This is a genomic window from Corynebacterium meitnerae (assembly GCF_027570075.1).
Lineage (GTDB): Bacteria > Actinomycetota > Actinomycetes > Mycobacteriales > Mycobacteriaceae > Corynebacterium > Corynebacterium meitnerae.
Genome location: NZ_JAKMUS010000002.1, coordinates 186,752 through 210,272 on the forward strand (window position 1 = coordinate 186,752; position 23,521 = coordinate 210,272).

The following is a 23,521-nucleotide window of genomic DNA, read 5'->3' on the forward strand; positions in this document are numbered from 1 at the left end:
ACCCCGAACCTCACCCTTAGTATGACCCCACGGCGATTTTTGCCCGCTCTGTGTGAGAATGAAACGGTGCGCAAAGTTGTGATTTTGGGTTCCACAGGTTCCATCGGTACGCAGGCCCTGGAGGTGATTCGGGATAATCCCGACGCCTTTGAAGTGGTTGGTATTTCCGCTGCCGGGTCGGACCCGGCCACCATCGTGGCACAGGCTCGGGAGTGGGGGCTGGAGGCGGGTCAGGTTGGCGTCGCTAAGCAAGAAGCCGCTGAAGAAGTCAGCCGTGAGCTCGGCGGCGAGGTCTTGCGTGGCGACGCGGCCGCGGAAACGCTGGTGCGCACCGCTCATGCGGACGTTGTGTTGAATGCGCTCGTCGGCTCGTTGGGTCTTGCTTCGACACTGGCCACCTTGGATAGCGGCGCGGTGCTGGCGCTGGCGAACAAGGAATCCCTCGTCGCGGGCGGTGACATTGTGATGGCGCGCGGCGGCGAGATCGTCCCCGTCGATTCGGAACACTCCGCGATGGCGCAGTGTTTGCGCGCGGGCCGTGCCGGGGACGTGGAGCGCTTCGTGCTCACCGCCTCCGGCGGGCCTTTCCGCGGGCAAACCCGCGAGCAGATGTGGGACGCCACCCCCGCGCAGGCGGCCGCGCACCCGACGTGGTCGATGGGGCAGATGAACACCCTGAATTCCGCGACGATGGTGAACAAGGGCCTTGAACTCATCGAGGCGACGCTGCTCTTTGGCATCTCCCCAGACATCATCGACGTGACCGTGCACCCGCAGTCCATCGTGCACTCCATGGTGACCTTCGTGGATGGCGCGACGATCGCGCAGGCCTCGCCGCCGTCAATGAAGATGCCCATCGCGCATGCCCTTGCATGGCCGAACCGCGTGGCGGACGTCCAGCCGAAGCTCGACTTCACCCAAGCCATGGACTGGCGCTTTGAGCCACTCGATGAGGAGGCGTTCCCCGCAGTCCGCCTTGCACGTGAGGTGGCCCGCGCCCGCGGCACTTTCCCGGCGGTGTACAACGCTGCTAACGAAGAAGCGGCCGCAGCCTTCCTCGCCGGAAAGATTCGCTTTCCGCAGATCGTGGACACCATCGACTTCGTGCTCGATTCGGCGTCGGAGTTCGCGGTGGTACCGTCATCCTTCGACGACATCGTGGCCGTGGAAACCGAGGCCCGTGCCCGCGCAGTGGAGCGGGTTAAAACCATCAGCGCGTAGCGCCGGACGGAAAGGCAGTTCGTGGGAGCATTCATCCTGGGCATCGTGGCCTTCGCGCTGTGTATTGCTGTGTCGATTGCGCTGCACGAGGCAGGACACATGCTCACGGCGAAAGCCTTTGGCATGCGAGTGCGCCGTTTCTTCGTGGGGTTCGGGCCGAAGCTCGTGTCCGTGAAGAAGGGGGAGACAGAGTACGGCATTGCGGCGCTGCCGTTCGGCGGGTTCTGCGACATCGCCGGCATGACCGCGATGGATTCGCTCACTCCCGAAGAGGAGCCGCACGCGATGTACCGCAAGCCGTGGTGGCAGCGGGTCGCAGTGATGAGCGGTGGCATTGTGATGAACCTGTTTCTCGGGTTCATGGTGCTGTACCTACTGGCAGTCTCGTCCGGCATTCCGAACCCATACGCAGATCGCACCCCGACGGTGGGAGAGGTGTCGTGCACGTCTGACCAGGTGGATGCCACGACGGTCGCCGACTGCACGGGCCCTGGTCCGGCCGGTGAAGCGGGAGTGCGCCCCGGCGACCAGATCTTGGCCATCGACGGCCAGGAGATGCGCACCTTCGTGGAGATCCGCGAGTACGTGCTCACACGCCCGGGCCAGACGGTCACGCTTGATGTGGAGCGCGCAGGGGAGCGCATGCTTATCGACGTCCCCGTTGCCTCCGTCACCCGCCTCACCCCCGAGGGAACCGCTTTTGAAGCCGGCGCGATCGGCGTGAGCAACGCGCCGGTGGAAGATGCCGTGAAGCGCTTCGGGCCGGTCGAAGCAGTGCCGGCAACCGCGCGTGTATCGGGGGAGATGCTGTCAGCGTCCGTGAAGGGGATCATCGCGTTCCCGGGCAAGGTGCCGGGCGTGGTGGCGTCGATATTCGGTGCGGAGCGAGACGTTGAAGGACCGATCAGTGTGGTCGGTGCGTCGCGCGCCGGCGGTGAGCTCGTGGAGCGCTCCATGTGGACAGTGTTCTTCTTCTTGCTGGTCTCCTTGAACTTCTTCCTGGCGCTGTTCAATCTGATCCCGCTGCCGCCGCTGGATGGCGGGCACATCGCGGTGGTGTTGTACGAAACAATCCGTGATCGCCTACGCGCCATGCGTGGCCTGCCGCCGGGTGGGCCGGTGAACTACCAGAAGCTGGCGCCGGTGACGTACGCGATGGCTGCGCTTTTGTTGGTTGTTGGTGTGTTGGTGATTATTGCGGACGTGGTCAACCCAGTGCGCCTCTTTGGCTGAGGCAACCGGTGTTAGTCTTAGGGCTATGAATCTTCCCATCGGTTTGGGCATTCCGGAAGGCCCGCCTCCGACCCTTGCTCCGCGTCGTAAAACCCGCCAGCTGTTCGTGGGTGGGGTAGGTGTTGGTTCCGATCACCCGATCAGCGTGCAGTCGATGACGACGACGAAGACGCACGACGTCAACTCCACTTTGCAGCAGATCGCGCAGCTGACTGCGTCTGGCTGTGACATTGTGCGTGTCGCCTGCCCGAAGACGGTGGATGCGGAGGCGCTGCCGGCGATTGCGAAGAAGTCGCCGATCCCGGTTATTGCGGATATTCACTTCCAGCCGAAGTACATCTTCGCGGCTATTGACGCTGGCTGTGCCGCCGTCCGCGTTAATCCGGGCAACATCAAGGAATTCGACGGCCGTGTGAAAGAGGTAGCCAAGGCTGCCAGCGATGCGGGTATCCCGATTCGTATTGGTGTTAACGGCGGTTCCCTGGATAAGCGCCTGCTGGAGAAGTACGGCAAGGCGACGCCGGAGGCGCTCGTCGAGTCCGCGATGTGGGAGGCCAGCCTGTTCGAGGAGCATGGCTTCGGTGATATCGCGATCTCCGTGAAGCACTCCGACCCTGTTCTCATGGTGGAGGCGTACCGCCAGCTCGCCGCACAGACGGATTACCCGCTGCATCTCGGTGTCACCGAGGCGGGCCCGAAGTTCATGGGCACGATTAAGTCGTCCGTGGCCTTCGGCGCGCTGCTCGCCGAGGGGATCGGTGACACCATCCGCGTGTCGCTTTCCGCCGACCCGGTGGAGGAGATCAAGGTCGGCGACCAGATCCTCCAGTCGCTCAACCTGCGCCCGCGCAAGCTGGAGATTGTCTCCTGCCCGTCGTGTGGTCGCGCCCAGGTGGATGTGTACAAGCTCGCCGAGGAAGTCACTGCCGGTCTGGAGGGTATGGAATACCCGCTGCGTGTAGCGGTGATGGGCTGCGTCGTTAATGGCCCCGGTGAGGCGCGCGATGCTGACCTCGGTGTCGCTTCTGGCAACGGTAAGGGCCAGATCTTCGTCAAGGGCGAGGTTGTGGAGACGGTGCCGGAGTCGAAGATCGTCGAAACGCTGATTGCGCACGCGATGCGCATTGCGGAAGAGGAAGGCCTCGAGGAGATCGCAGGCGCCAAGGCGGAAGTCAAGGTGACGAAGTAAAACGATGAAGTCTCGGGTCCTTGCGCTGTTTGCGGTTCTGGTTGTCGCGTTGGGCGTGACCGCGTGCACGCCGAAGCCGAATCCAGCGAAGCCAGTGGCGCAGGATCTGCTCGACGCACTGCAGGACTTCGATTATGAGGCTCTTGCGCAGCTTGTCGACGTCCCCCAGAAAGCCGCCGACTCCGCCTCCGCCACCGTCAGTGGCCTGCAGGCAGAAGCGTTGACCGCGACGCTGAACTACATCGACCAAAAAGAGAACATCGCTACTGCCCACTACACCTTGGAGTGGGCACTGCCACGTGACCGGCACGTCACTTATGACGCGTCGATGACGTTGACCCAGTCCAACGAGGAGTGGACTGTGCGCTGGCAGCCGTCTGTGTTGCACCCGCGGTTGGGTGCGAACCAGCATTTGGAGCTGCGGACGGTTCCGGCGGAGCAGGCGAGTGTTGTGTCCTCAGACGGCGTGGCGTTGTTGAGTCCGGGGGTGGCGTATCGGGTGCTCGTGGATAAGGGCTCTGTGCGCAGCGTCGGGGAAACCGCGATCTCGATCTCTAACGCTTTGGCGAATGCGCACTCGGTGGACAAAGCTGTGCCCACGCGTGATGCGGGGGACCTGCAGAAGGAGCTGGAGGCCGCCTCCGGCGTGTACTCCGTTGCGATGGTCCCGGCTACCGCCCACGCGGTCGCTGATGCCGCGCTGAAAGGCATCCCCGGGGTGCGGCTGAATGAGGAAGCTGCGATGGTGAACGCGAACCCTGGTTTTGCGCCGGACATCATGGCGCGCATCGGGGAAGTGGTGCGCGGTGATTTGGAAGGCGATGCGGGCTGGAAAATCGCGATCGTGAATGAGAACGGCAACGAGCTCGAGGACGTGGAGAAGCACGACGCGAAGCCGTCGCCGTCTATCGGTATCAGTCTTTCCCACAAGGTTCAGGTTGCAGCCGAGAAGGCCCTTGAGCCGATCGCGGGGCAGAAAGCGATGATTGTGGCTATCCGTCCGTCGACGGGTGAGATCCTCGCCGTCGCGCAAACGCCTGAGGCGGATAAGGACGGCAACCTTGCCCTCATGGGCCAATACCCGCCGGGCTCGACGTTCAAGATAGTCTCCGCGGCGGCTGGGTTGGAGAAGCAGGGGCTCAACCCGGATTCCATCGTGCCGTGCCCGGGAACGATGAATATCTACGGGCGTATCGTGACCAACTATGCCGGTTCCGGTGCTGGCAATGTGCCACTGCAGACCGCGTTCGCCCGTTCGTGCAACACCACATTTGCGGATATTTCGACGAAGTTGGCGCCGGGGGAGCTGAGGGACGTGGGGAAGCAATTCGGCCTTGGGGTGGACTACGACATCATGGGCCTGGATACCTTGACTGGCTCCATCCCGGTTGGTGAGGAGCCGCTTGACCGCACCGAGGCCGGCTACGGGCAGGGCCACGACCTAGCTAGTCCGTTTGGCATGGCACTCGTGTCGGCGACGGCTGCCCGCGGTGAGGTACCAACGCCGTACCTGATCAAGGGCAAGGAAACCAAGGCGAGTGAACAGTCGCCGAAGCTAGAGCCACACGCCGTGGCGGGACTGCAGCAAATGATGAAGGCAGTGGTTAGCCCTGGTGGTACTGCTGGTGGCATGAGCGCTGGCGGCGACATCCGTGGCAAGACCGGTGAGGCTGAGATCAACGGTGGCTCCCACTCTTGGTTCACGGGCTACCGCGATGATGACATTGCCTTTGCCACCCTCATCGTTCTCGGTGGTGGATCCGAGGCTGCCGTGCGCATCACGGACGCGATGCTGCGCAATATTGATGAGGCCGGTGCCTAGCCCGCATGCCGCGGGACTACCATGGCACCCATGAACCCACGCGGAAAACTGACACCTGGAAAACCCACCCCGATCCGCACTGTGCCGGACTCCATTGAGCGCCCGGAATACGTCTGGAAGGACACGGTCGCCGAGAACATTGGCGAACCGTTTGTGCAGACACCGGAGGTTATTGAGAAGATGCGCGAGGCGTCCCGCATCGCTGCCAACGCATTGGAGGCTGCCGGAGCGGCTGTCGCCCCCGGCGTGACCACCGATGAGATTGACCGCATCGCCCACGAGTACATGCTCGACCACGGCGCCTACCCGTCAACGCTTGGTTACCGCGGTTTTGAGAAGTCCTGCTGCACGTCCCTCAATGAGATCGTCTGCCACGGCATCCCGGACACCACCGTGATCCAGGAAGGTGACATCTGCAATATCGATGTCACCGCCTACAAGAACGGCGTCCACGGTGACACCAACGCCACCTTCCTTGCCGGCGAGGTTGCTGAGGAGCACAAGCTGCTTGTTGAGCGCACACATGAGGCGATGATGCGCGGCATCCGCGCCGCTAAGCCGGGCCGTCAGGTTAACGTGATCGGTCGTGTCATTGAGTCCTACGCCAAGCGCTTCGGCTACAACGTGGTCACGGACTTCACCGGCCACGGTGTTGGCCCAACCTTCCACAATGGGCTGGTGGTGCTCCACTACGACTCGGATGCCTACACAGACGTGCTGGAACCAGGGATGACGCTGACCATCGAGCCGATGATCAACCTCGGCGGGCTCGACTACGAGATCTGGGACGACGGCTGGACCGTCCAGAACACCGACGGTGAGTACACCGCCCAGTTCGAGCACACCATCCTCATCACCGAGGACGGCAACGAGATCCTCACCCTCCCGGATTCCCAGCGCTAAACACATAGTCCTATGAATACGGCCCCGGCGTTTAAGCCGGGTTAAGTAGGAGGAACTTGGCTGGACCCCGCCGAAACGCAAACCCCAATAAACGTTTTCAAATAAACCAGGATGGGGCACCAAATTCTTACGGAAACTGATGCGCCCACCTGGTTTATTTGAGTTCATTCATCACGGTTTGCCTGGGATGCAGGTGCAAGGGTGCCAACACAAAAAGAAGACCGCGGTGTACGCGGTCTTCTTAGAAGTTTCTAGCTTGCAGCTATTGGTGCTGCGAAGTGCTTAGAACTTGATCTGCGGCAGCAGGCCCTCGTGCAGAGCTGCGTTGCCCAGTGCGATGACGATGCCGATGCCGGAGAGCAGGCCGAGCCAGTTCACACCGTCGCGCCACAGGAGTGCCCACTGCGGCTGACCCTCATCGTCGACGTTAGCGCCCCACAGCTTGGTGAAGTCAGCCTGCTGGTCAGCACCAGTCAGCTTGCCGACGCCCTTCGGGCCTTCCTGGAAGAAAGCCTTGATGATGTCGCCGAGCGGAGCGTCGCCTTCAGCATTACGGGTAGAGCCAGAGATGAAGGTGGAAGAGGTCTGAGCCTTCGGAGCCTGGTTGCCCTCTTCAGCGACTGCGACGGAGGTGCCGCCGAAGGTCAGAGCGGTTGCGGTTGCTGCTGCGAGTGCTGCGTTACGGAACTTGCGCATGTTATGTCCTTACTTTCTGTGAAATCGAAATGGGGATGGGAGTTCGAACGCAGTTAGTTAGCGAACGGGCCGAACTTGAAGAAGTTGTAGATCGGTGCGGCCAGGGCGGTCAGGCCAGCAAACACGCCAAGGGCGATGGTCAGACCGTAGAGGGTCTTAGCAGAGTCAGGGAGGTCCTCTGCCTTCTTAACACCCCACATGTCCTGGCCCTTGACCTTGTAGGTCTTCTCATCCTTCGGGTCGATGCCGAGGGCGCGGCCGAACTTGTGCTGCCAGGAGGCACCTTCCTTGGAGGATCCCTTGTTGGAGTCCTGCGTGGAGGACTGGTTCTGCTTGGTTGCCATGTCACCATCAGCAGCGACTGCGACGGAGGTGCCGCCGAAGGTCAGTGCGACTGCGGTTGCGCCTGCGAGGGCGATGTTGCGAAGGTTACGCATATTCACGATTCCTTTTCTAGTTCGAGTTGGGGAACGGGAACGTTGTGGGAACCCGGTTCGCTTCCAGGGAACCAGTGTAGGTTAACGCAACAACAGATGCTTTTACAAAAGGCTGTTGAGGAACCTTTGATTATCTCAGGGAAGTTCTCAGGTTCCTAAACGGCGGCTGATGGAAACGTGTTAAACCTCGGGAAACTCGAGGTCGAGACCTAAGAGAGCGTTTTCTGTCACCTCCCCCAAAGCGGGGTGAATCCAATATTGGTGGCGGGCGACTTCGCGCAGGTCGAGGTCGAAAGCCATCACGGTGATCATTTGTTGGATCAGGGTGGATGCCTGGGGGCCCATGTAGTGGGCACCCAAAAGGCGGGCGGTGCGCCGATCGGCGATGAGTTTGACGATGGAAGTGGAGTCCTCCATGGCCCAGCCATAGGCAACGTCGCCGTAGTTCTGGATCTTGCAGGTGACGTCGTAACCGGCGTCGATGGCCTGCTGCTCAGTCAGGCCAACGGTGGCGATCTGCGGGGAGGTGAAGATCGCAGACGGCACGTCATCATGGGGCATGGGCACCATTGCGTCGGGGTGCAGGATGTTGTGACGTACGGCACGCAACTCAGCGTTCGCCACGTGCTTGAGCATGAAGGGGGAGGAGATATCGCCCAAGGCCCACACGCCCTCAGCGGTGGTGCGGCCAAACTCGTCGACCTTCACGCGGCCATCCTCATGCAGTTCCACACCGCCGGCGGCAGCGCCGAGGCGGTCGCCATTGGGCACACGGCCGGTGGCAACGAGGAGGGCGGAGGAGGTGACTGCAGTGCCGTCGTCAAGCATGAGCGTGACTGAGTTTGCATCGTGGAAGGCGGAGGCAACGGTGCGGCCAAGATGCGCTTCGTAGCGCTCCGTAGCCAGCGCATTGAAGCGTTTGGCCAGGTCACCATCCAGATGACGCAGCAAAGGTGAACGGTTGACAATGCGCACGTGGGTGCCCAGGGATTGGAAGATGTGCGCGAATTCCATCGCGATATACCCGCCACCGAGGATGGTCAGGGATTCGGGCTGTGCAGGCAGGCGCATGACGGATTCGTTGGTCAGGTACGGAACACCGGATTCAGCGATGACATCCGGGATGAAAGAACGGGACCCAGCTGCCAGGAGAATGGTGTCGGCGGTGATGTCCCCGGGTTCGCCATTGCGGGAGGTGCGGATTGTTTTCGGGCCGACGAATTCGGCGTGGCCGTCGTAGACATCAATGTTCGGGCACTCGCCGCCACGCCGGTACTCTTCGCCGCCGCGCGAGATCGCGTCGATGCGGTCGGTGAACACGCGGTCAACGATCGCCGGCCAATCCGCACCATCAAAGGAGGTCTGGAGGTTGAGACGCGCTGAATCCGCAGCTGAGTCAGCTGTGTCCGCCGCGAGGACAAACATCTTCGTGGGGATGCAACCGTGGTTGAGGCAGGTGCCGCCGAAGCGCGGGGCTTCGTCGATAAGCGCGATGCTCTTGTCATCGAACTCGGGCGTGGGAAATGAATTGCCGGAGCCAGAGCCCAGCACAATGTAGTCGTAGTGCGTCATTATTGAGCCTTTCGCTTATCGACGAGCCCCTCCAGCCACCCGTCCAGCTCCCGGAACGCATTCTGGCGGGCGAGTGGGGCGGAGAGGAAAACATCATGGAGAGCGCCGTCAATGACGGCAGTGGTGGAACCAGGTGCGCTGGAGACATGCGGTGCCCAGTGCTGAATCTGCTTCACATCGAGCACCGTGTCTGCCGTATCGGCGGCCGCGGAATACGGCTTGCTCAGGTACGAATGCGAGGAACACAGCGTGAGAGTGGGCACGCCGGAGTCCACTGCGCCTTCGTGGATGTCCTTCTGAGCGACCATGACCGCGCGGAACCAGCCGAGGAATTTCTTGTGGCCGCCCATGGCCTTCTTCTCCGTGTCATAGTCCCAGCGACCGTGCGCACCTTTATAAATAGATTCCCCGTAGGTTCCCTCACCGATCGCGGGGAGTGGGAACAAAGGGAAGCGCTTGCCCGTGGCATTCACAAGGGGAGTTGCTACCGCTACCACCCAGGAAGGGAACTGCATATCCAGCCACGGGCTGTTGAGCACCTGGGCGGCGACGAGAGCGTGCGTTGTCGGATCATGCCGACGCAGATGATCCAACCAGAGCGGGGTGATGAGGCCGCCGGTGGAATGCGCAAGAGGAATGACACTGCCGTGCTTCTCGCCGATGAGCTTGGTAGCTTCCGTGAGCTCCTCGAAGTAGTAGCGCATGTCCGTGGTGTAGTGCCAGCGTTGACCGCTGCGGTGGGCGCGGCCGCATTTGCGCAGATCCAGTGCGTAGAAGGGGTAGCCCAATTCCTTATAGTGCTGCGCCACGTGGTCCTGGAAGAAGTAGTCAGACATGCCGTGTACCCACAGCAGAGCGGGCTTGTCCGTCGTCTTATCTGGGACTGATTGCACCAACACTGCAGACACATCGCCCTCGTTGTCGGGGTCGGGGCCCAGGGGAATGGTGGCGCGACGGTAGTTGCTACCAAGTTCATCTGTAGTCCAGCTCAAGGAGTCGAGATTCATGTCACACATCATAGGGCGATCGGGGGTGAGAGCGATGCGGACATTTCAATTTGGCCCCATACCGCAATTCGGGTGGAATAGTGGGGAGGAGTAGGATTCACGTAAAGCAAAAACGGCGACAAGATCGAAGAGGTCAAAAGGTGTCAACGAAGCAGCCCCAAACGGCGAAGAACCACTCTAAAGGGGACGAGGTTGATGTCCTCCTGATTGGCGCGGGTGTCATGAGCGCGACATTGGGAGCAATGATCCGCCAGCTCGAGCCCTCCTGGTCCCAGCTCATCTACGAGCGCCTGGACGGTGCAGCCCAGGAGTCTTCCTTCCCGTGGAACAACGCGGGTACCGGCCACTCCGCACTCTGTGAGCTCAACTACACGCCGGAGAAGAACGGCCGCATTGATGTGACCAAGGCGATTGCCATCAATGAGAAGTTCCAGGTCTCCCGTCAGTTCTGGGCCCACCAGCTCAATGAAGGTGTTCTGACTGATCCGACCGAGTTCATTAACCCGGTCCCGCACGTGTCCTTCGCACAGGGCCAAGACCAGATTGATTACTTGAAGCGCCGCTACGAGGCGCTGTCGGATAACTACATGTTCCCGGACATGCAGTTCACCGATGACCGTGAGAAGTTCGCTGAGAAGCTGCCTCTCATGGCTGAGCAGCGTGACTTCGACTCTGAGCCGGTGGCTATCTCCTGGGTGGACGCTGGTACGGACGTCAACTACGGCGCACTGACCAACCAGTTCATCGACCACGCTCAGACGCAGGGTACCGAGGTCCGCTACGGCCACGAGGTCGTGGACATCAAGCGTGAGGGCAGTTTCTGGCACGTCACCGCTAAGAACCTGCACACCGGCTCCAAGGAAACCACCAAGGCACGCTTCGTCTTCGTGGGTGCCGGCGGCTACGCCCTCGACCTGCTGCGCAAGGCAAAGGTGCCGGAGGTTCGTGGCTACGCTGGCTTCCCGATCTCGGGTGCATGGCTGCGTACCACCAACCCGGAGCTCGTGGCTAAGCACCAGGCCAAGGTGTACGGCAAGGCAAAGGTGGGCGCCCCGCCGATGTCCGTTCCGCACCTGGACCTGCGCGTCGTTGACGGCAAGCAGTCCCTGCTCTTCGGTCCGTTCGGTGGCTGGACGCCGAAGTTCCTGAAGGAAGGCTCCTACCTCGACCTGTTCAAGTCCATCCGCGTGGACAACATCCCGTCCTACCTGGGTGTTGCTGCTTGGAACTTCGGCCTGGTCAAGTACCTGGTGGAGGAAGTGTTCAAGTCCTTCGACGGCCGCGTGGATCACCTGCGCGAGTACATGCCGTCCGCTGATGGTAAGGACTGGGAGGCAGTCATTGCCGGCCAGCGCGTCCAGATCATCAAACCAGCCACCCCGCCGCACTTCGGTTCCCTCGAGTTCGGCACCGCCCTGGTCAACGACCAGTCCGGCACCATCGCGGGCATCCTCGGTGCTTCCCCGGGTGCGTCCATCGCTCCGGCCGCAATGCTCGAGCTGCTTGAGCGTTGCTTCGGTGAGCGCATGATTGAGTGGAGCCCGAAGCTCTACGAGATGATCCCAACGTACGGCAAGACCCTCATGCGTGAGCGCGACCTGTACGAGAAGCAGTGGGCAGAGACCCAGGCAGCACTGAAGCTGGACAACTAAACGCTTAAGTACCGCAGTATGTGACGAAGGGCCCACCTTCGTCCCCCTCGGGCTCGGCCATCCAGGTCGAGCCCGCTTCTGCGTTATAGGGGTCCGTCACGGCGGTGAGCAGCTCGAAGTATGGCTGCACGTCGCTGTCGCGTTCAGCACTCATGATGGCGCGATCAAGCATCCGGTTGCGCGGGATGAACAGCGGCCCACCGTGGTGCTCACGGTTGTACGTGGTCATGTCATCTGCGGCAGCGAGCGCCTGCGGGGCAGGCACGTGTTTTTCCCACGCGCGGTGCCAGATGGGTTCCATTTCCGCGAGGACTTCGCGCATGGCATCCTCGTTGCTTACCGGAAGTAGCGCTTCCGCCAAGCGCGTGAGGTTCCACGCCATGATGTCCGGTTGGTTGCCAAACGCGTAGCGGCCGCGGGTATCAATGGAGGAGAACACGGCCGAAGGCTTGAACTTCTCCGTAAAAGCGCAGGGGCCGTAATCGATCGTCTCGCCGGACAGGGCCACGTTGTCGGTGTTCATCACCCCGTGGATAAAGCCGATGCGCATCCACTGCGCAACCAGGTTGAGCTGGCGTTCCATCACGGTTGCTAGGAGGTCTTCGGGGGTTTCGAAGCCGGCGACGTCGATAAGCTTTTCGACGAGCTCCGGTGACCGCACCGCTGCATACTGAACCGATCCAATCCGCAGGTGGCTGCGTGCTACGCGCACCACGATCCCACCCGGAACGTATCCCTGCTGCCGCAGAACCGTTTCGCCGGTGGTCAGCACCGCGAGGCTGTGGGTTGTGGAGATACCCACCGCGTGCATGAACTCGCTGACCAGATACTCACGCAGCATCGGGCCGAGCGCCCCGCGGCCGTCCGAACCTGGTTTGGAAAACGGCGTAGGGCCAGAGCCTTTCAGCTGGATTTCGACACGGCCATCCGCGGTGGGGAGGTCGCCGAGGAGGAGAGCGCGGCCGTCGCCAAGCAGTGGCACGAACTGGCCGAACTGGTGCCCGGCATACGCGGTGGCGTGACCGCCGTTGGCCCCGGTGAGCCAGCGAAGACCGTCCTCGCTACGCAACCATTCGCGATCAAGGCCGAGCTCACGCGCAAGCGATTCATTGAGTACCACGATCTGCGGGTCCGGGAAGTCCGCGCCGCGTGCTTCGGCCACCATGGAGGGCAGTGCGTCGGCGAAAGAGTGATTCAGAGCGAGCATATGGCCAGCGTAGACAGGCCGACCGTGTGGTACGGTAAAGCGGTACAACTAAGGAGGGGTCATGGCACTCAGCGCTAGTGAAGCGCGGCGGACACTGTTCCCACTCATTGAGCGCGTCAACAACGATCGTTCAGTCGTGGAAATAACGTCCCGTTCCGGCAACGCGGTCCTCATGTCGGCGGATGATTACGCCGCGTGGGAAGAGACCGCTCACATCTTCCGTTCCCCCGTGAATGCGCGGCGCGTGCTCGATGCTTACGAAGCGGCACGTGCAGGTGAGTTCGTAGAGCACGCGATCGAGGACTAATGCGTCTGGTGTGGGTCGCCCACGCGTGGGAGGACTATCAGTATTGGCAGCGGGAGGATCGTAAAACGCTGAAGCGTATTAACCAGTTGATCCGGGACACTATGCGTGACCCGTTCGAGGGGATCGGGAAACCGGAGCCTCTCAAGTACGGTGCTGAGGGGGCGTGGTCGCGGCGGATCACGCAGGAACACCGGCTCATTTATTTGGTGGACGGCGATGATTTGATCATCCTTCAGGCCCGCTACCACTACTGATGTGCACCACCCTAGACTTGGAACCCATGAACGGAACTGTCACGTTGGTCGGTGGTGGCCCAGGGGAGTGGGACCTCCTCACAATGCGCGGATTACGCGCGTTGGAGGCTGCCGATGTCATTCTTGCGGATCACCTTGGCCCAACGAATCAGCTCGACGAGTTTTTGGATCTGACGGGCAAAGAGGTCATTGATGTAGCAAAGCTGCCCTATGCCAAGCAGGTGGCCCAGGAGCGGATCAACGAGCTCATCGTCACCCATGCGCAGGCCGGCAAGCGCGTAGCAAGGCTGAAAGGCGGGGACCCATACATCTTCGGCCGTGGCTTTGAGGAAGTGCAGGCATGTGCTGCTGCGGGTGTGCCGTGCGAGGTGATTCCGGGAGTGACCAGCGCGGTAGCTGCGCCCGCAGCAGTGGGTGTTCCGGTGACGCAGCGGGGTGTGAATCATGCGTTCACGGTGGTCTCGGGACACCTTGCGCCTGATGATCCACGCTCGCTTGTGGATTGGGATGCGCTCGGCCGGCTCGGCGGGACCATCGTTGTTGTGATGGGTGTACGCCAGGCCCGCCCGATTGCGGAGGCGTTGCTGCGTACCTTGCCCGCCGACACCCCGGCGGCCATCATTCAGGACGGGGAAACTGCTAATCAGCGTGACTTCCGCACCACGCTCGGATCCCTCGCCGACACGATGGAACGCGAGAATGTGTCTAACCCAGCCACCTATGTCATTGGGGAGGTCGCAGGTCTTGCGCACACTGGATAGCCTCATCGTGGATGAGGCGCTTATCGACGGCGCCGCAACCACCCTCATCTGCCACGACCCCACCTTGGATCTCACCCGCACCGCCTTGGAATCCGGTGGGTCGGTGGTGTTCCTGGACTCGGACTACTCGCGCAGCCAGCAGGCTGCCTCGCTTGGGGCTGTGATCGCCGGCGATGTTCGTCTGGATGAATTCCTAGCTGGGTCCGCTGGTTCAGCAGTAGCGATCGGGGAGATGCCCAAGTCCCTGGCACGCCTGGACTACCTGGCACGCTCGATTGCCGGTGCTGGTTTCAATGAGGTCCGTATCGTGCTGGGCGCGAACAACAAGCACCTTTCGCGCGGAATGAACGGCGTGCTCGCGGAATCCTTCACCAATGTTGCGGCGTCCCGTGGTCGCGGGAAATTCCGCTGTCTCATTGCTTCCGGGCCTCGCGCTGTGACCTATACACCGGTGCATGGTGACGGTCTCGTCGCCATCGGCGGCGTGTTCTCCGGTGCGAAGCCGGACCGTGGTGGGGAATTCCTGCGTTCTTGCCTGCCTGATTCACCGGGCAGGCTACTTGACCTTGGGTGTGGCAACGGCTCCGTTACCCGTGGCCTTGATGCCCAGGCGACTGACTCCGATGCCGATGCCATGCTCTCCGCCCGCGCTATCGGCCTGGAGGCCACGTGGGATGATGCAGGCTCTCAGTTGCCGGACGCTTCCTTCGACACTATCGCGCTCAACCCGCCATTCCACGATGGAACGGCCGTCGATGCGACGTTGGTGCAGCACCTACTTGATGCGTCTGTGCGATTGCTCGCACCGGGTGGTTCGCTGTACCTGGTGCACAATTCACACCTGCGCTACCGCGGGGAAGTGGAAGCACGGTTCCGGCGCGTTACTGAGGTCGCACGGAACCAGAAGTTCACTGTGCTGCGCGCCGCCAACTAGCCCAGGAGCTTGGGCAGGGCATTGGCGGCGGTGTCCTCGATGACCACCTCGGCCAGGTGCGATAGGTCCGTGCGCATGGGAGTGACCTCAATGATCGGGATCTCATTGGCGTGTGCCAGCAAAGGCAACCCGGCAGCGGGGTAGACCACGCCTGAGGTGCCCACGATCAGTACCGCATCAGCCGTGCGCATGCGGCGTTCTGCTTCCTGCCACTCTGCTTCCGGAAGGGATTCGCCGAACCACACCACGCCTGGTCGCACCGGGCCACCGCATTCCGAGCAGGGCGGCGGGGTGATCTCAGCGACTGGCTGCTCGGGGAAGGGGATGGGGCGGGTATACGGTTCGTCGCAAAGCGAACAACGGAAATCAAACAACGAACCGTGCAGGTGCACGACCTCCGTGCTGCCTGCTCTTTCGTGCAAATTGTCAATATTTTGCGTGGTCACTGTCGTCTTCGGTGAGCGCGCGATGGCGAGGTGCCCGGCGTTCGGCTCCGCCTCTTGTGCGAGACGTGCGCGCCACAAATACCACGCGAACATCGTGTCCGGGTCGTTGTGCCATGCGTCGGTGGACGCCATATCCTGTGGGTCGACGTTCTCCCACAAGCCTGTTTGCGCGTCGCGGTACGTAGCGATCCCGCTGTCCGCGCTCATGCCAGCGCCAGTGAAGACCTCGATGTGCGCGGCGCCCGCGAGAATTTCCTGTGCCCGAGTGATGCTCATATTTACCCAGGTTATTGCGTGACTAGCCGATCTGCACCTTCGTGTTGCTCTCGACTCTGGCGCTTTTGTTCCTTCTTCTCCGTCTTCTCCAGAGTTTTCTCCGCGTCTTCTACTTGGGCAGCAGTGCGGTCGAGGAATTCAGCTAGCTCGGTGGCGTAGAAGAATTTCTGTGAGCGACCGGCTTGTTCATCGCGCTGGATGAAGGCTCGCATTTCGTCGACGGTGTGACGCATACGGTCCACGATCTCTCGCGCATCCCGCAGACGATTCGGATCCGAAAGGTCGATATCATCCAAGTTTTCTGAATCCTGCTGCAGAGCTTCCAGCTTCTCTTTGTCCTGCGGGACCGGCGCGAAACAGCCCCCCCCCGGCGCCGAAGATCCCGGACTTTTTGTGCTTCGGGCCGGCCTCCGCAGCAAGGATCCGGTCGTAGAACTTCCGATTTGGCTCGAAGACGACCGCGCGGGCGTAGCCTTCCTGCACGATCACCTCATTGATGAAGGTGGCCTCCTTGAACACACCAGCCAGCTCGCGCCCGTAGCGGTCCTGTCGCTCAACGTCATACTCCAAGGAGACCTTCGTGCCGACAGGCAGAAGTTCTTCCAGGCGTGCTTTGGCTTCTCGGGCGAAGCACTCATCGGACACACCGTCACGCCCAAGCTCAGGGGTGTCGATGTTGAGCAGCCTCACCCGTTTCGTTTCGCCTTTCATGGTGACATCAATGGTGTCGCCATCAATGATGCGGTCCACCGTCGTGTCACCACGCATGACATCCGCAACCATCACTCCCGTACCAACGAGGGCGGCTGCTGCCACAGCTACAAGCCATTTCTTCATGCAGTCCACCTAGAAGGTCAAGAACGGTGCCACCGTTACAACCACGATCAGCAGGACCATCGTGTAGATGTACCGTTTTACCGGCGCGTGAGCCCAGTTCAGATCCACCTTGCTTTGGTTGAAGGGGGAGACCCAGGCCGCCATCGGATCGTTCGGTTTGTTGTAGAAACCCATGCCACCGCCGAAGCCGAAGAGCTTCTGACGGGCGCGCTCCTCATCATCGGTGGGCATGGCTTCCAGCTGGTTCGGCCAGCGGGAGATCTGAAGATAGGTGTATCCCGCTGCCGCGATGATGCTGATGATCAGCAGGATGATGGTCGCTGTGAGGTATCCCCGGTAGGTGGGGAAGGTGAGAGTGAACTGCATCAGACACATCGGCACCACGGTGGCCAACGCCAGCCATGCGAGGGAGCGCTCAGTGATGCTGAGCAGGGCGGCAGTCTTGTCGGCCGCGGTGTTGGAGAAGGGGATGGCCGGTTCCTCGGTAGCGACAGGAAATCGCATGTGGGCAATAGCCGGCCGGGGTGCGGCGAACACCACGAGCACGAGGAGTAGCACGGAGTACCACACACCGAAGGTGGCGCTGGGCACGGACTTCGGCTCGGTCCGGTTGACTTCGCCGCCAGGTCCCACGTGTACGGGAATATTGTCCGGCGCAGCATCAATATTCAGCACGATCAACGCGAAGCTGAACAGCGCAAAAGCGACGGCGACACCATAAATAGTTCGGGAGGACATAGAACAACTTTATCCGCGGAGGGAACCAAACCGGGGTCTAGGGCAGTCCAAGTAAGTGAGAACAACGATTCACTAAAGGGGGACATATGAACGTGGATAGGGGAATAGGTTTGGTGGAAGGGCTCGTCGATAAGCGAAGAAGCGATGAGCACATGGTGGCAGTGAGCGCACTGCGTGCGATTAGTGCGGAGGTTCACCGTGGGTTGACCAGCTATGAAAAGCGCTGGCTGCGCGCGGCGGCCGTGGCACACAGCCATCCGAAGGCTGTGCTGACGGGGCGTGCGGCTGCGCGGCTGACCAACATGTGGGTTGTTGCGACTAGTGAAGAGACCGTGGAGCTCATGCTGCCCAGCGGTGGAGTGCCACAACGGTCGCGGTGGGCGGAAGGGGTGAGCTACCACCGCGGCACCCTTGCACCACATGAGATTGGCTACATCGAAGCCTATGGCGGGTTCGCAGTGACCACGCCTATCCGCACCGCGGTCGACATTGCTATCCGCCACGGATTCGCCGAAGGGCTCGTGGCATTCGACTGGCTGCTCGCATCGCGCACCACGACCCGCGATGAACTGGAAGCCACCGTCGATGCGATGCGTGGCAAGAAGGGAGTGGCAGTGGTGCGGAAAGCTCTCGCGCACGCGGTGGCGAACTCGCAGTCGCCGTATGAAAGCTACGCGCGAGCTTTGCTGATTTGTGCTGGTCTGGCTCCGTCCACCCAAGCCCCTATCGGGCCGTACCTGGTAGATCTGCTGATCGGCCGGGTTGTCATCGAGGTCGACGGAGAAGTGAAATACGACGACGCCACCTATCGGCCGCTCGCGGAGACCCTCCGGCGTGAGCGTGAGCGGGAAGTGCAGATTCAGAACAGTGGCTATGTGGTGCGCCGGGTGAAGCCGGCAGACCTGTTACGGGACCCAGATGGTTTCGTCGCGGGGGTCATGGCGGCATTGAGGGCTAACGGGTCCGTTTGACTATGGCGAGCGACGACGCCTAAAACCCCAGGTCAGTTTTGGCCTTCAGGTGCCATAGTCAAACCGCTCAATAGCTAAACGACGAGCGTCAGCTGGTTCCCGTCCACTTCCACCGTCATGCCGGCGGCTTCGGTGATGGCGGCGACCCCTTCGATGTCGGTCACGGAGTCGGCGTCGGGCGCGGTGGCAAGGACGCGGGCGAGCTCACCCTTGTAATGCTTGTTGAAGTGGCTGACCACCTTCCGGGAGCCGTCTTCCTGCACCGACTCGACGCGGACGGTGATTGCGCCGGGAACGGGGCCGAGCTGCTGGTAGGCACCGGAACGCATATCCACGATCAGATCGTCCACGGCGAGCAGAGCGTCGGTGATCGCAGAGCCCCAGCGGGCTTTCATGGTGGGGGTACTGCGCTGAGACGGAAGCTTGGAGCCACCGGACAGCCGGTAGCGGGGGATCATGTCGCCGGCGCGGACCACGCCGAAAAGGGCGGAGCCGATGGCCAGGCGTGCTAGGGCGGGGTCGGGGAGGGTGTCGGCGGACAACGCGTCGTAAAGCACGCCCGTGTAGCGGTAAATGGCGGGCATGACGGGCGCTGAGCGCAGTTCGAGGTTCTCTTCGGCTTCCTCGCGCTTGGTGGGGGGAAGCTTGAGAGCAGACATCATCTCATCGACCTCGAGTGCTGCGAGGTCATCCATGATCTCGTCGCGGATCGGGTCGAGGGAAGGAAAGGACACGTCGATGCCGTCCATTTCGCCGCCGGGAGCTTTGGTTTCAGAAGGCGGAAGCACAATCAGCATGCCGTCCAAACTACATGCCGGCGGGCAGGGTTAAGATGACGGGCATGATCACACGTTTGTCCACGCTGTTCCTGCGCACGCTGCGCGAAGACCCTGCCGATGCTGAAGTGCCCAGCCACAAGCTGCTGGTGCGCGCCGGGTATATCCGCCGTGCGGCGCCGGGCGTGTACTCGTGGTTGCCACTTGGTTTGCGGGCCGTGCGCAATATTGAGGAGATCGTGCGCGAGGAGATGAACGCGATCGGCGCGCAGGAGCTGCTGTTCCCGGCGCTGCTGCCGCGTGAGCCTTATGAGGCGACCAACCGTTGGACGGAGTACGGCGATGACCTGTTCCGTCTGAAGGACCGCAAGGGCACGGACATGCTGCTGGGCCCGACGCATGAGGAGATGTTTACGCTTGCCGTGAAGGACCTGTACTCCTCGTACAAGGATTTCCCGGTGACGCTGTACCAGATTCAGACGAAGTACCGCGATGAGGCGCGTCCGCGCGCAGGCATTCTGCGTGGCCGTGAGTTCGTGATGAAGGACTCTTACTCCTTCGACATGTCCGACGAGGGCCTGGATGAGTCTTACGCGAAGCACCGTGGCGCGTACCAGCGGATCTTTGACCGCGTGGGCCTGAAGTATGAAATTTGCCAGGCCACGTCTGGTGCGATGGGTGGTTCCGCCTCCGAGGAATTCCTCGCATACTCGGATAACGGCGAGGACACGTTCGTTGTCTCCACCGCGGGTGATTTCGCGGCGAATGTGGAGGCTGTGGTGACGGTACCGCCGGCAGAGCAGCCGATCGAGGGCCAGCCGGAAGCAGTCGTGCACGATACGCCGGCCTCGGAGACCATCGACACACTCGTTGAGTGGGCGAATAATGCGGGCGTGCTTATCGACGGGCGTGCGGTCGAAGCCTCCGACACCCTCAAGTGCATGGTTGTGAAGGTCAACGACCCGCGCCAAGTGGATGAGGATGGCAAGCCGGTCGGCCCGCAGCTGACTGGTGTGCTCATCCCGGGTGACCGCGAGCTGGATGAGAAGCGCCTTGAGGCGTCCCTCGAGCCGGCCACCTTTGAGCTGGCCAGCGAGGAGGACTTCAAGAACAATTCCTTCCTGGTGAAGGGCTACGTTGGCCCGAAGGCACTCAATGCCAACGGCGTGAAGGTGTATGCCGATCCGCGCGTGGTTGCTGGTTCGTCCTGGATCACTGGTGCGGATGCGCCGCAGAAGCACGTTGTCGGCCTGGTGGCTGGCCGTGATTTCCAGGTGGACGAGTTCATCGAGGCAGCGGAGATTAAGGAAGGTGATCCGTCGCCAAGCGGCAACGGCACTGTGAAGCTGGCGCGCGGTATTGAGCTGGGCCACATCTTCCAGCTTGGCCGCAAGTACACCGAGGCGATGGATGTGCAGATCCTCGACGAGAATGGCAAGCGTGCTGTGCCGACGATGGGGTCTTACGGCATCGGCGTGACCCGCATGCTTGCGGTGATTGCGGAGCAGACCCACGATGAGAAGGGGCTGGTCTGGCCGAAGGAGATCGCGCCGTACCAGGTGCACCTCGCCGTGGCCAACAAGGATGCGGCCGCGCTTGAAGAGGGTGAGCGCCTCGTGGGTGAGTTCGAGAAGGCCGGCATCGATGTGCTTTTCGACGATCGCCCGAAGGTCTCCCCAGGCGTCAAGTTCAAGGATGCTGAGCTCCTGGGCATGCCGTTCATTGTGATCCTCGGTCGTTCTTTCGCCGACGGCATCATTGAACTGCGTATCCGCGGTGGTGAAACGCTGGAGGTCCCGGCGGATCAGATCGTGGACAAGGTGCGCGAGCTGGTCAACGGCTAGCGTGGCCAGCCAGCAGGATGGCTAGTTCACGCCATTCGGGGGAATCCGCGTTCGCAGCCGCAGCGCGCCAGCGGGTGATGAGGTCGCTTTCAAGCGCGTCGACAAACGCCACGGCTTCCTCCGTCGTCGTCGGTGAACCGCCAGGCACCTCATAGCCAGCTTCGCGGGAGGGAAGCTCGGCGTTGGGGAAGGCGTGATGGAGGACAGCCAAACGCGCGTCATGGAGCACACGCAGCTCATCGATGCGCGCCTGGAGCGCATCATCGGCGTACGCGCTGGCGATGTCGAGTCCGAACTCCGCCGCGTACTCAGCGCTGATGAGCTGTTGTGCTGCCTCGAGCGCGTCGGTGTCCTTCTCGTTGATAGGAGTCGGGTTCTCGATGTCGAGTTGTGCGGTCGCGACAGCATCGATCGCCTGGGCAATGATCAGGTCGCGGGATTCTTCGGGGACTTTGCCCGCGGCTTCAGCGGTCTGGGTGACAAGCGCCCGAGCGTCACTGCTAGCGGGCAGGTCGGTGTCGCCGTACGTGACGTTGCACGAGGATGGCACCTGGCCGCTGTCATCGGTTCCGCAGAGCCGGCGTGCTTCTTCTTGGAGCTGTTCCGCGTGGGTGGCGCGGAGTTCGCTCCACTCGCCCTCGCCATCCATTCGATCGGCGGAGGCCTGCTTGGCCAGCTCCATGATTGTGCCGTTGGCGTGCGGGCCAAAGATGTCGACGGGGGAGCAGGCGGCTAGCGGCAGTGCGGCCGCGATGCAGATGATGGCGAGACGGGGGGACTTCACGTGGTCGACCCTACCGGCCGGGAAGTACAGTGGCCTGCATGGCATTCCCGAAAGTTGAAGAACTCACTGATCTCATCCGTCCCGTCACTGACGCGCGCGGCTTTGACATTGAAAACGTGAAAACGGTCAAGGCTGGCAAGAAGTCGCAGGTTGTCGTCGCAGTTTCTGGTGATGAAGCGCCGACGCTGGATCAGCTTGAAGAGGTGTCCAATGAGCTTTCGGAGCTTTTCGACGACGCCGAGGAACGCGGCACCGTCAACTTCGGTGCCGGCTACACCCTGGAAGTGACTACCCCAGGCATTGATCTGCCGCTGACGGAGCTGCGCCACTGGCGCCGGAACCGCGGCCGGTTGGTCAAGGTTGGTGGGGAAACCTTCCGGGTAGGGCCGTGTGATGAGGCGACGGAGCAGGTGGTGCTCATCGTGCCGGTGAAGAAGGGTGAACCCGGTGTGCGCGTGGTTCCTATTTCGGATGTGTCGGGCGCAGTGGTAGAAATTGAGTTCAACACTCCGCCGCAAACAGAGATCGAATTGGCGGAGAAGTCTTTCGGCGAGGTTGCCGAGGACTCCACCACCGGGAAGGACGACAAGTGAATATTGACATTGCAGCGCTGAAATCCATTGAGAAGGAAGCCGGTATTCCGGTTGAGGATCTCTTGGGAACCATTGCTGCCGCTCTGCTGCACGCTTACCGCGAGCACAAGAACGACGGCATCGCACCGACGCAGCCGGATGAGGGCTCCAAGGCACGCGTGGACATCGATACCGAAACCGGTGATGTCGCGGTGATCGTCAGCGAGTTGGACGAAGAGGGCAATGCCGTTTCTGAGTTCGATGACACCCCGGTGAATTTCTCCCGCGTGGGCACACTCGCTGTGCGCGACGCCATTCTGAAGCGTCTGCGCCAAGCGGAATCGCAGCGCGCTTTTGGTGAATACTCAGAGCTTGAGGGCAAGGTTGTCTCCGGTGTCGTGCAGCGTGATGCGATGGCGAATGCCCGCGGCATTGTTGTCGTGCAGTTGGGCACAGAGGCTGATCCACAGGACGGCATTCTGCTTCCGGCGGAACAGATCCCAGGTGAAAAGCTGGAGCACGGCGACCGCGTGAAGGCTTACGTCGTCGGTGTTTCCGGTGGTGAGCGGGGTACGACGGTGAATCTGTCGCGCACGCACCCAGAGCTCGTCCGCGGCCTGTTCGCACTTGAGGTGCCTGAGGTAGCCGATGGGGCAGTGGAGCTGGTCTCCATTGCCCGTGAAGCTGGTCACCGCTCCAAGGTGTCTGTCAAGGGCGTGGCCAAGGGCATCAACGCCAAGGGCGCTTGCATTGGCCCGCGCGGTGCCCGCGTGACCAACATCATGGAAGAACTGGCGGGGGAGAAGATCGACATCGTCGACTACTCCGATGATCCAGCCGTGTACGTGGGCAACGCGCTTGCCCCGTCCAAGGTGATCCGCGTGGAAGTTCTGGATCATGATGCCCAGACAGCAAAGGTCACGGTGCCGGACTACCAGCTCTCCTTGGCTATCGGCCGTGAAGGGCAGAATGCTCGCCTAGCGGCACGCCTTACCGGCTGGAAGATTGATATCCACTCGGATTCCGGTGTGGGTACTGCTGATCAGGCGGACTAAGCGAAGTAACAGTTCACGCAAAAGTGG

25 protein-coding genes are annotated in these 23,521 nt (G+C 61.6%); 14 read left to right on the top strand and 11 right to left on the bottom strand.

The window, feature by feature from the left end:
- The first annotated feature begins 21 nt into the window (after positions 1 to 21).
- Genes dxr through map form a run of 5 tightly spaced genes read left to right on the top strand, consistent with a single transcriptional unit; the run spans position 22 to position 6,368 of the window.
- The gene (gene dxr / locus L8U60_RS02405) at positions 22 to 1,221 is read left to right on the top strand and encodes a 1-deoxy-D-xylulose-5-phosphate reductoisomerase (RefSeq protein ID WP_269964796.1); all 1,200 of its coding nucleotides are present in this window, start codon (positions 22 to 24) and stop codon (positions 1,219 to 1,221) included.
- 21 nt (positions 1,222 to 1,242) lie between these two features.
- On the top strand, positions 1,243 to 2,454 hold the full coding sequence (locus L8U60_RS02410; RefSeq protein ID WP_269964797.1) for a M50 family metallopeptidase: 1,212 nt from the start codon (positions 1,243 to 1,245) through the stop codon (positions 2,452 to 2,454).
- Positions 2,455 to 2,479: 25 nt separating this feature from the next.
- Positions 2,480 to 3,643, top strand: a complete 1,164-nt coding sequence (gene ispG / locus L8U60_RS02415; RefSeq protein ID WP_269964798.1) for a flavodoxin-dependent (E)-4-hydroxy-3-methylbut-2-enyl-diphosphate synthase — start codon at positions 2,480 to 2,482, stop codon at positions 3,641 to 3,643.
- A gap of 4 nt (positions 3,644 to 3,647) precedes the next feature.
- The gene (locus tag L8U60_RS02420; RefSeq protein WP_269964799.1) at positions 3,648 to 5,465 is read left to right on the top strand and encodes a penicillin-binding transpeptidase domain-containing protein; all 1,818 of its coding nucleotides are present in this window, start codon (positions 3,648 to 3,650) and stop codon (positions 5,463 to 5,465) included.
- A 30-nt stretch (positions 5,466 to 5,495) separates the two neighbouring features.
- A complete protein-coding gene (map, locus tag L8U60_RS02425) occupies positions 5,496 to 6,368 on the top strand; it encodes a type I methionyl aminopeptidase (protein WP_269964800.1) in 873 nt (290 codons plus the stop codon).
- A gap of 282 nt (positions 6,369 to 6,650) precedes the next feature.
- On the opposite strand, the gene L8U60_RS02430 is transcribed toward map, so the two are convergent.
- The 4 genes from L8U60_RS02430 to L8U60_RS02445 form a co-directional block, all read right to left on the bottom strand.
- Positions 6,651 to 7,064, bottom strand: coding sequence for a hypothetical protein (locus L8U60_RS02430; protein WP_269964801.1), 414 nt, complete (start codon positions 7,062 to 7,064; stop codon positions 6,651 to 6,653).
- Positions 7,065 to 7,117: 53 nt separating this feature from the next.
- Positions 7,118 to 7,501, bottom strand: coding sequence for a hypothetical protein (locus L8U60_RS02435; protein ID WP_269964802.1), 384 nt, complete (start codon positions 7,499 to 7,501; stop codon positions 7,118 to 7,120).
- A gap of 180 nt (positions 7,502 to 7,681) precedes the next feature.
- Positions 7,682 to 9,073: a mycothione reductase gene (gene mtr, locus L8U60_RS02440; RefSeq protein WP_269964803.1), complete on the bottom strand. Its 1,392-nt coding sequence runs from the start codon at positions 9,071 to 9,073 to the stop codon at positions 7,682 to 7,684.
- Positions 9,073 to 10,080, bottom strand: coding sequence for an alpha/beta hydrolase (locus L8U60_RS02445; protein ID WP_269964804.1), 1,008 nt, complete (start codon positions 10,078 to 10,080; stop codon positions 9,073 to 9,075). The genes mtr and L8U60_RS02445 overlap by 1 nt, the downstream gene beginning before the upstream one ends.
- A gap of 221 nt (positions 10,081 to 10,301) precedes the next feature.
- Between L8U60_RS02445 and mqo the strand changes: the two genes are divergently transcribed.
- The gene (gene mqo, locus L8U60_RS02450; RefSeq protein ID WP_269964841.1) at positions 10,302 to 11,732 is read left to right on the top strand and encodes a malate dehydrogenase (quinone); all 1,431 of its coding nucleotides are present in this window, start codon (positions 10,302 to 10,304) and stop codon (positions 11,730 to 11,732) included.
- A gap of 4 nt (positions 11,733 to 11,736) precedes the next feature.
- Here the strand turns inward: mqo and L8U60_RS02455 are convergent, their stop codons facing one another.
- The gene (locus L8U60_RS02455; protein WP_269964805.1) at positions 11,737 to 12,939 is read right to left on the bottom strand and encodes a protein adenylyltransferase SelO family protein; all 1,203 of its coding nucleotides are present in this window, start codon (positions 12,937 to 12,939) and stop codon (positions 11,737 to 11,739) included.
- Between the two features lie 61 nt (positions 12,940 to 13,000).
- Between L8U60_RS02455 and L8U60_RS02460 the strand changes: the two genes are divergently transcribed.
- The 4 genes from L8U60_RS02460 to L8U60_RS02475 are packed head-to-tail and all read left to right on the top strand — an operon-like array spanning position 13,001 to position 15,195.
- Entirely contained in the window at positions 13,001 to 13,246 is a 246-nt protein-coding gene (locus L8U60_RS02460) for a type II toxin-antitoxin system Phd/YefM family antitoxin (RefSeq protein ID WP_269964806.1), read from the top strand.
- Positions 13,246 to 13,500, top strand: coding sequence for a Txe/YoeB family addiction module toxin (locus L8U60_RS02465; protein ID WP_076598803.1), 255 nt, complete (start codon positions 13,246 to 13,248; stop codon positions 13,498 to 13,500). Before L8U60_RS02460 ends, L8U60_RS02465 begins: the two co-directional genes overlap by 1 nt.
- A 26-nt stretch (positions 13,501 to 13,526) precedes the next feature.
- The gene (gene cobA / locus L8U60_RS02470; RefSeq protein ID WP_269964807.1) at positions 13,527 to 14,261 is read left to right on the top strand and encodes a uroporphyrinogen-III C-methyltransferase; all 735 of its coding nucleotides are present in this window, start codon (positions 13,527 to 13,529) and stop codon (positions 14,259 to 14,261) included.
- Positions 14,245 to 15,195: a class I SAM-dependent methyltransferase gene (locus L8U60_RS02475; RefSeq protein WP_269964808.1), complete on the top strand. Its 951-nt coding sequence runs from the start codon at positions 14,245 to 14,247 to the stop codon at positions 15,193 to 15,195. The genes cobA and L8U60_RS02475 overlap by 17 nt, the downstream gene beginning before the upstream one ends.
- Here the strand turns inward: L8U60_RS02475 and L8U60_RS02480 are convergent.
- Genes L8U60_RS02480 through L8U60_RS02495 form a run of 4 tightly spaced genes read right to left on the bottom strand, consistent with a single transcriptional unit; the run spans position 15,192 to position 17,492 of the window.
- Positions 15,192 to 15,917 carry an NAD-dependent deacylase gene (locus L8U60_RS02480; RefSeq protein WP_269964809.1) on the bottom strand — a complete coding sequence of 242 codons (726 nt, stop codon included), beginning with the start codon at positions 15,915 to 15,917 and terminating at the stop codon, positions 15,192 to 15,194. The two genes, L8U60_RS02475 and L8U60_RS02480, sit on opposite strands and share 4 nt — an antisense overlap.
- Positions 15,918 to 15,928: 11 nt before the next feature.
- Positions 15,929 to 16,213, bottom strand: a complete 285-nt coding sequence (locus L8U60_RS02485; RefSeq protein ID WP_269964810.1) for a hypothetical protein — start codon at positions 16,211 to 16,213, stop codon at positions 15,929 to 15,931.
- Positions 16,206 to 16,754 carry a thermonuclease family protein gene (locus tag L8U60_RS02490; protein ID WP_269964811.1) on the bottom strand — a complete coding sequence of 183 codons (549 nt, stop codon included), beginning with the start codon at positions 16,752 to 16,754 and terminating at the stop codon, positions 16,206 to 16,208. Before L8U60_RS02490 ends, L8U60_RS02485 begins: the two co-directional genes overlap by 8 nt.
- 9 nt (positions 16,755 to 16,763) lie before the next feature.
- Positions 16,764 to 17,492 carry a hypothetical protein gene (locus L8U60_RS02495; protein ID WP_269964812.1) on the bottom strand — a complete coding sequence of 243 codons (729 nt, stop codon included), beginning with the start codon at positions 17,490 to 17,492 and terminating at the stop codon, positions 16,764 to 16,766.
- 92 nt (positions 17,493 to 17,584) lie between these two features.
- Here L8U60_RS02495 and L8U60_RS02500 point away from each other — a divergent pair, with 92 nt between their 5' ends.
- Positions 17,585 to 18,463, top strand: coding sequence for a DUF559 domain-containing protein (locus L8U60_RS02500; RefSeq protein ID WP_269964813.1), 879 nt, complete (start codon positions 17,585 to 17,587; stop codon positions 18,461 to 18,463).
- 74 nt (positions 18,464 to 18,537) lie between these two features.
- Here L8U60_RS02500 and yaaA read toward each other — a convergent pair whose 3' ends face one another.
- Entirely contained in the window at positions 18,538 to 19,260 is a 723-nt protein-coding gene (gene yaaA / locus L8U60_RS02505; RefSeq protein ID WP_269964814.1) for a peroxide stress protein YaaA, read from the bottom strand.
- 44 nt (positions 19,261 to 19,304) lie between these two features.
- Here yaaA and L8U60_RS02510 point away from each other — a divergent pair, with 44 nt between their 5' ends.
- Positions 19,305 to 21,083: a proline--tRNA ligase gene (locus L8U60_RS02510; RefSeq protein ID WP_269964815.1), complete on the top strand. Its 1,779-nt coding sequence runs from the start codon at positions 19,305 to 19,307 to the stop codon at positions 21,081 to 21,083.
- Here the strand turns inward: L8U60_RS02510 and L8U60_RS02515 are convergent.
- Positions 21,073 to 21,867 (bottom strand): DUF4439 domain-containing protein, encoded by a 795-nt coding sequence (locus L8U60_RS02515; RefSeq protein ID WP_269964816.1) that lies wholly within the window; start codon positions 21,865 to 21,867, stop codon positions 21,073 to 21,075. The two genes, L8U60_RS02510 and L8U60_RS02515, sit on opposite strands and share 11 nt — an antisense overlap.
- A 38-nt stretch (positions 21,868 to 21,905) precedes the next feature.
- Between L8U60_RS02515 and rimP the strand changes: the two genes are divergently transcribed.
- Together rimP and nusA are read left to right on the top strand one after the other, a co-directional pair.
- Positions 21,906 to 22,460 (top strand): ribosome maturation factor RimP, encoded by a 555-nt coding sequence (gene rimP / locus L8U60_RS02520; protein ID WP_269964817.1) that lies wholly within the window; start codon positions 21,906 to 21,908, stop codon positions 22,458 to 22,460.
- Positions 22,457 to 23,494 carry a transcription termination factor NusA gene (gene nusA / locus L8U60_RS02525; protein WP_269964818.1) on the top strand — a complete coding sequence of 346 codons (1,038 nt, stop codon included), beginning with the start codon at positions 22,457 to 22,459 and terminating at the stop codon, positions 23,492 to 23,494. The genes rimP and nusA overlap by 4 nt, the downstream gene beginning before the upstream one ends.
- The last annotated feature ends 27 nt before the right edge of the window (positions 23,495 to 23,521 follow it).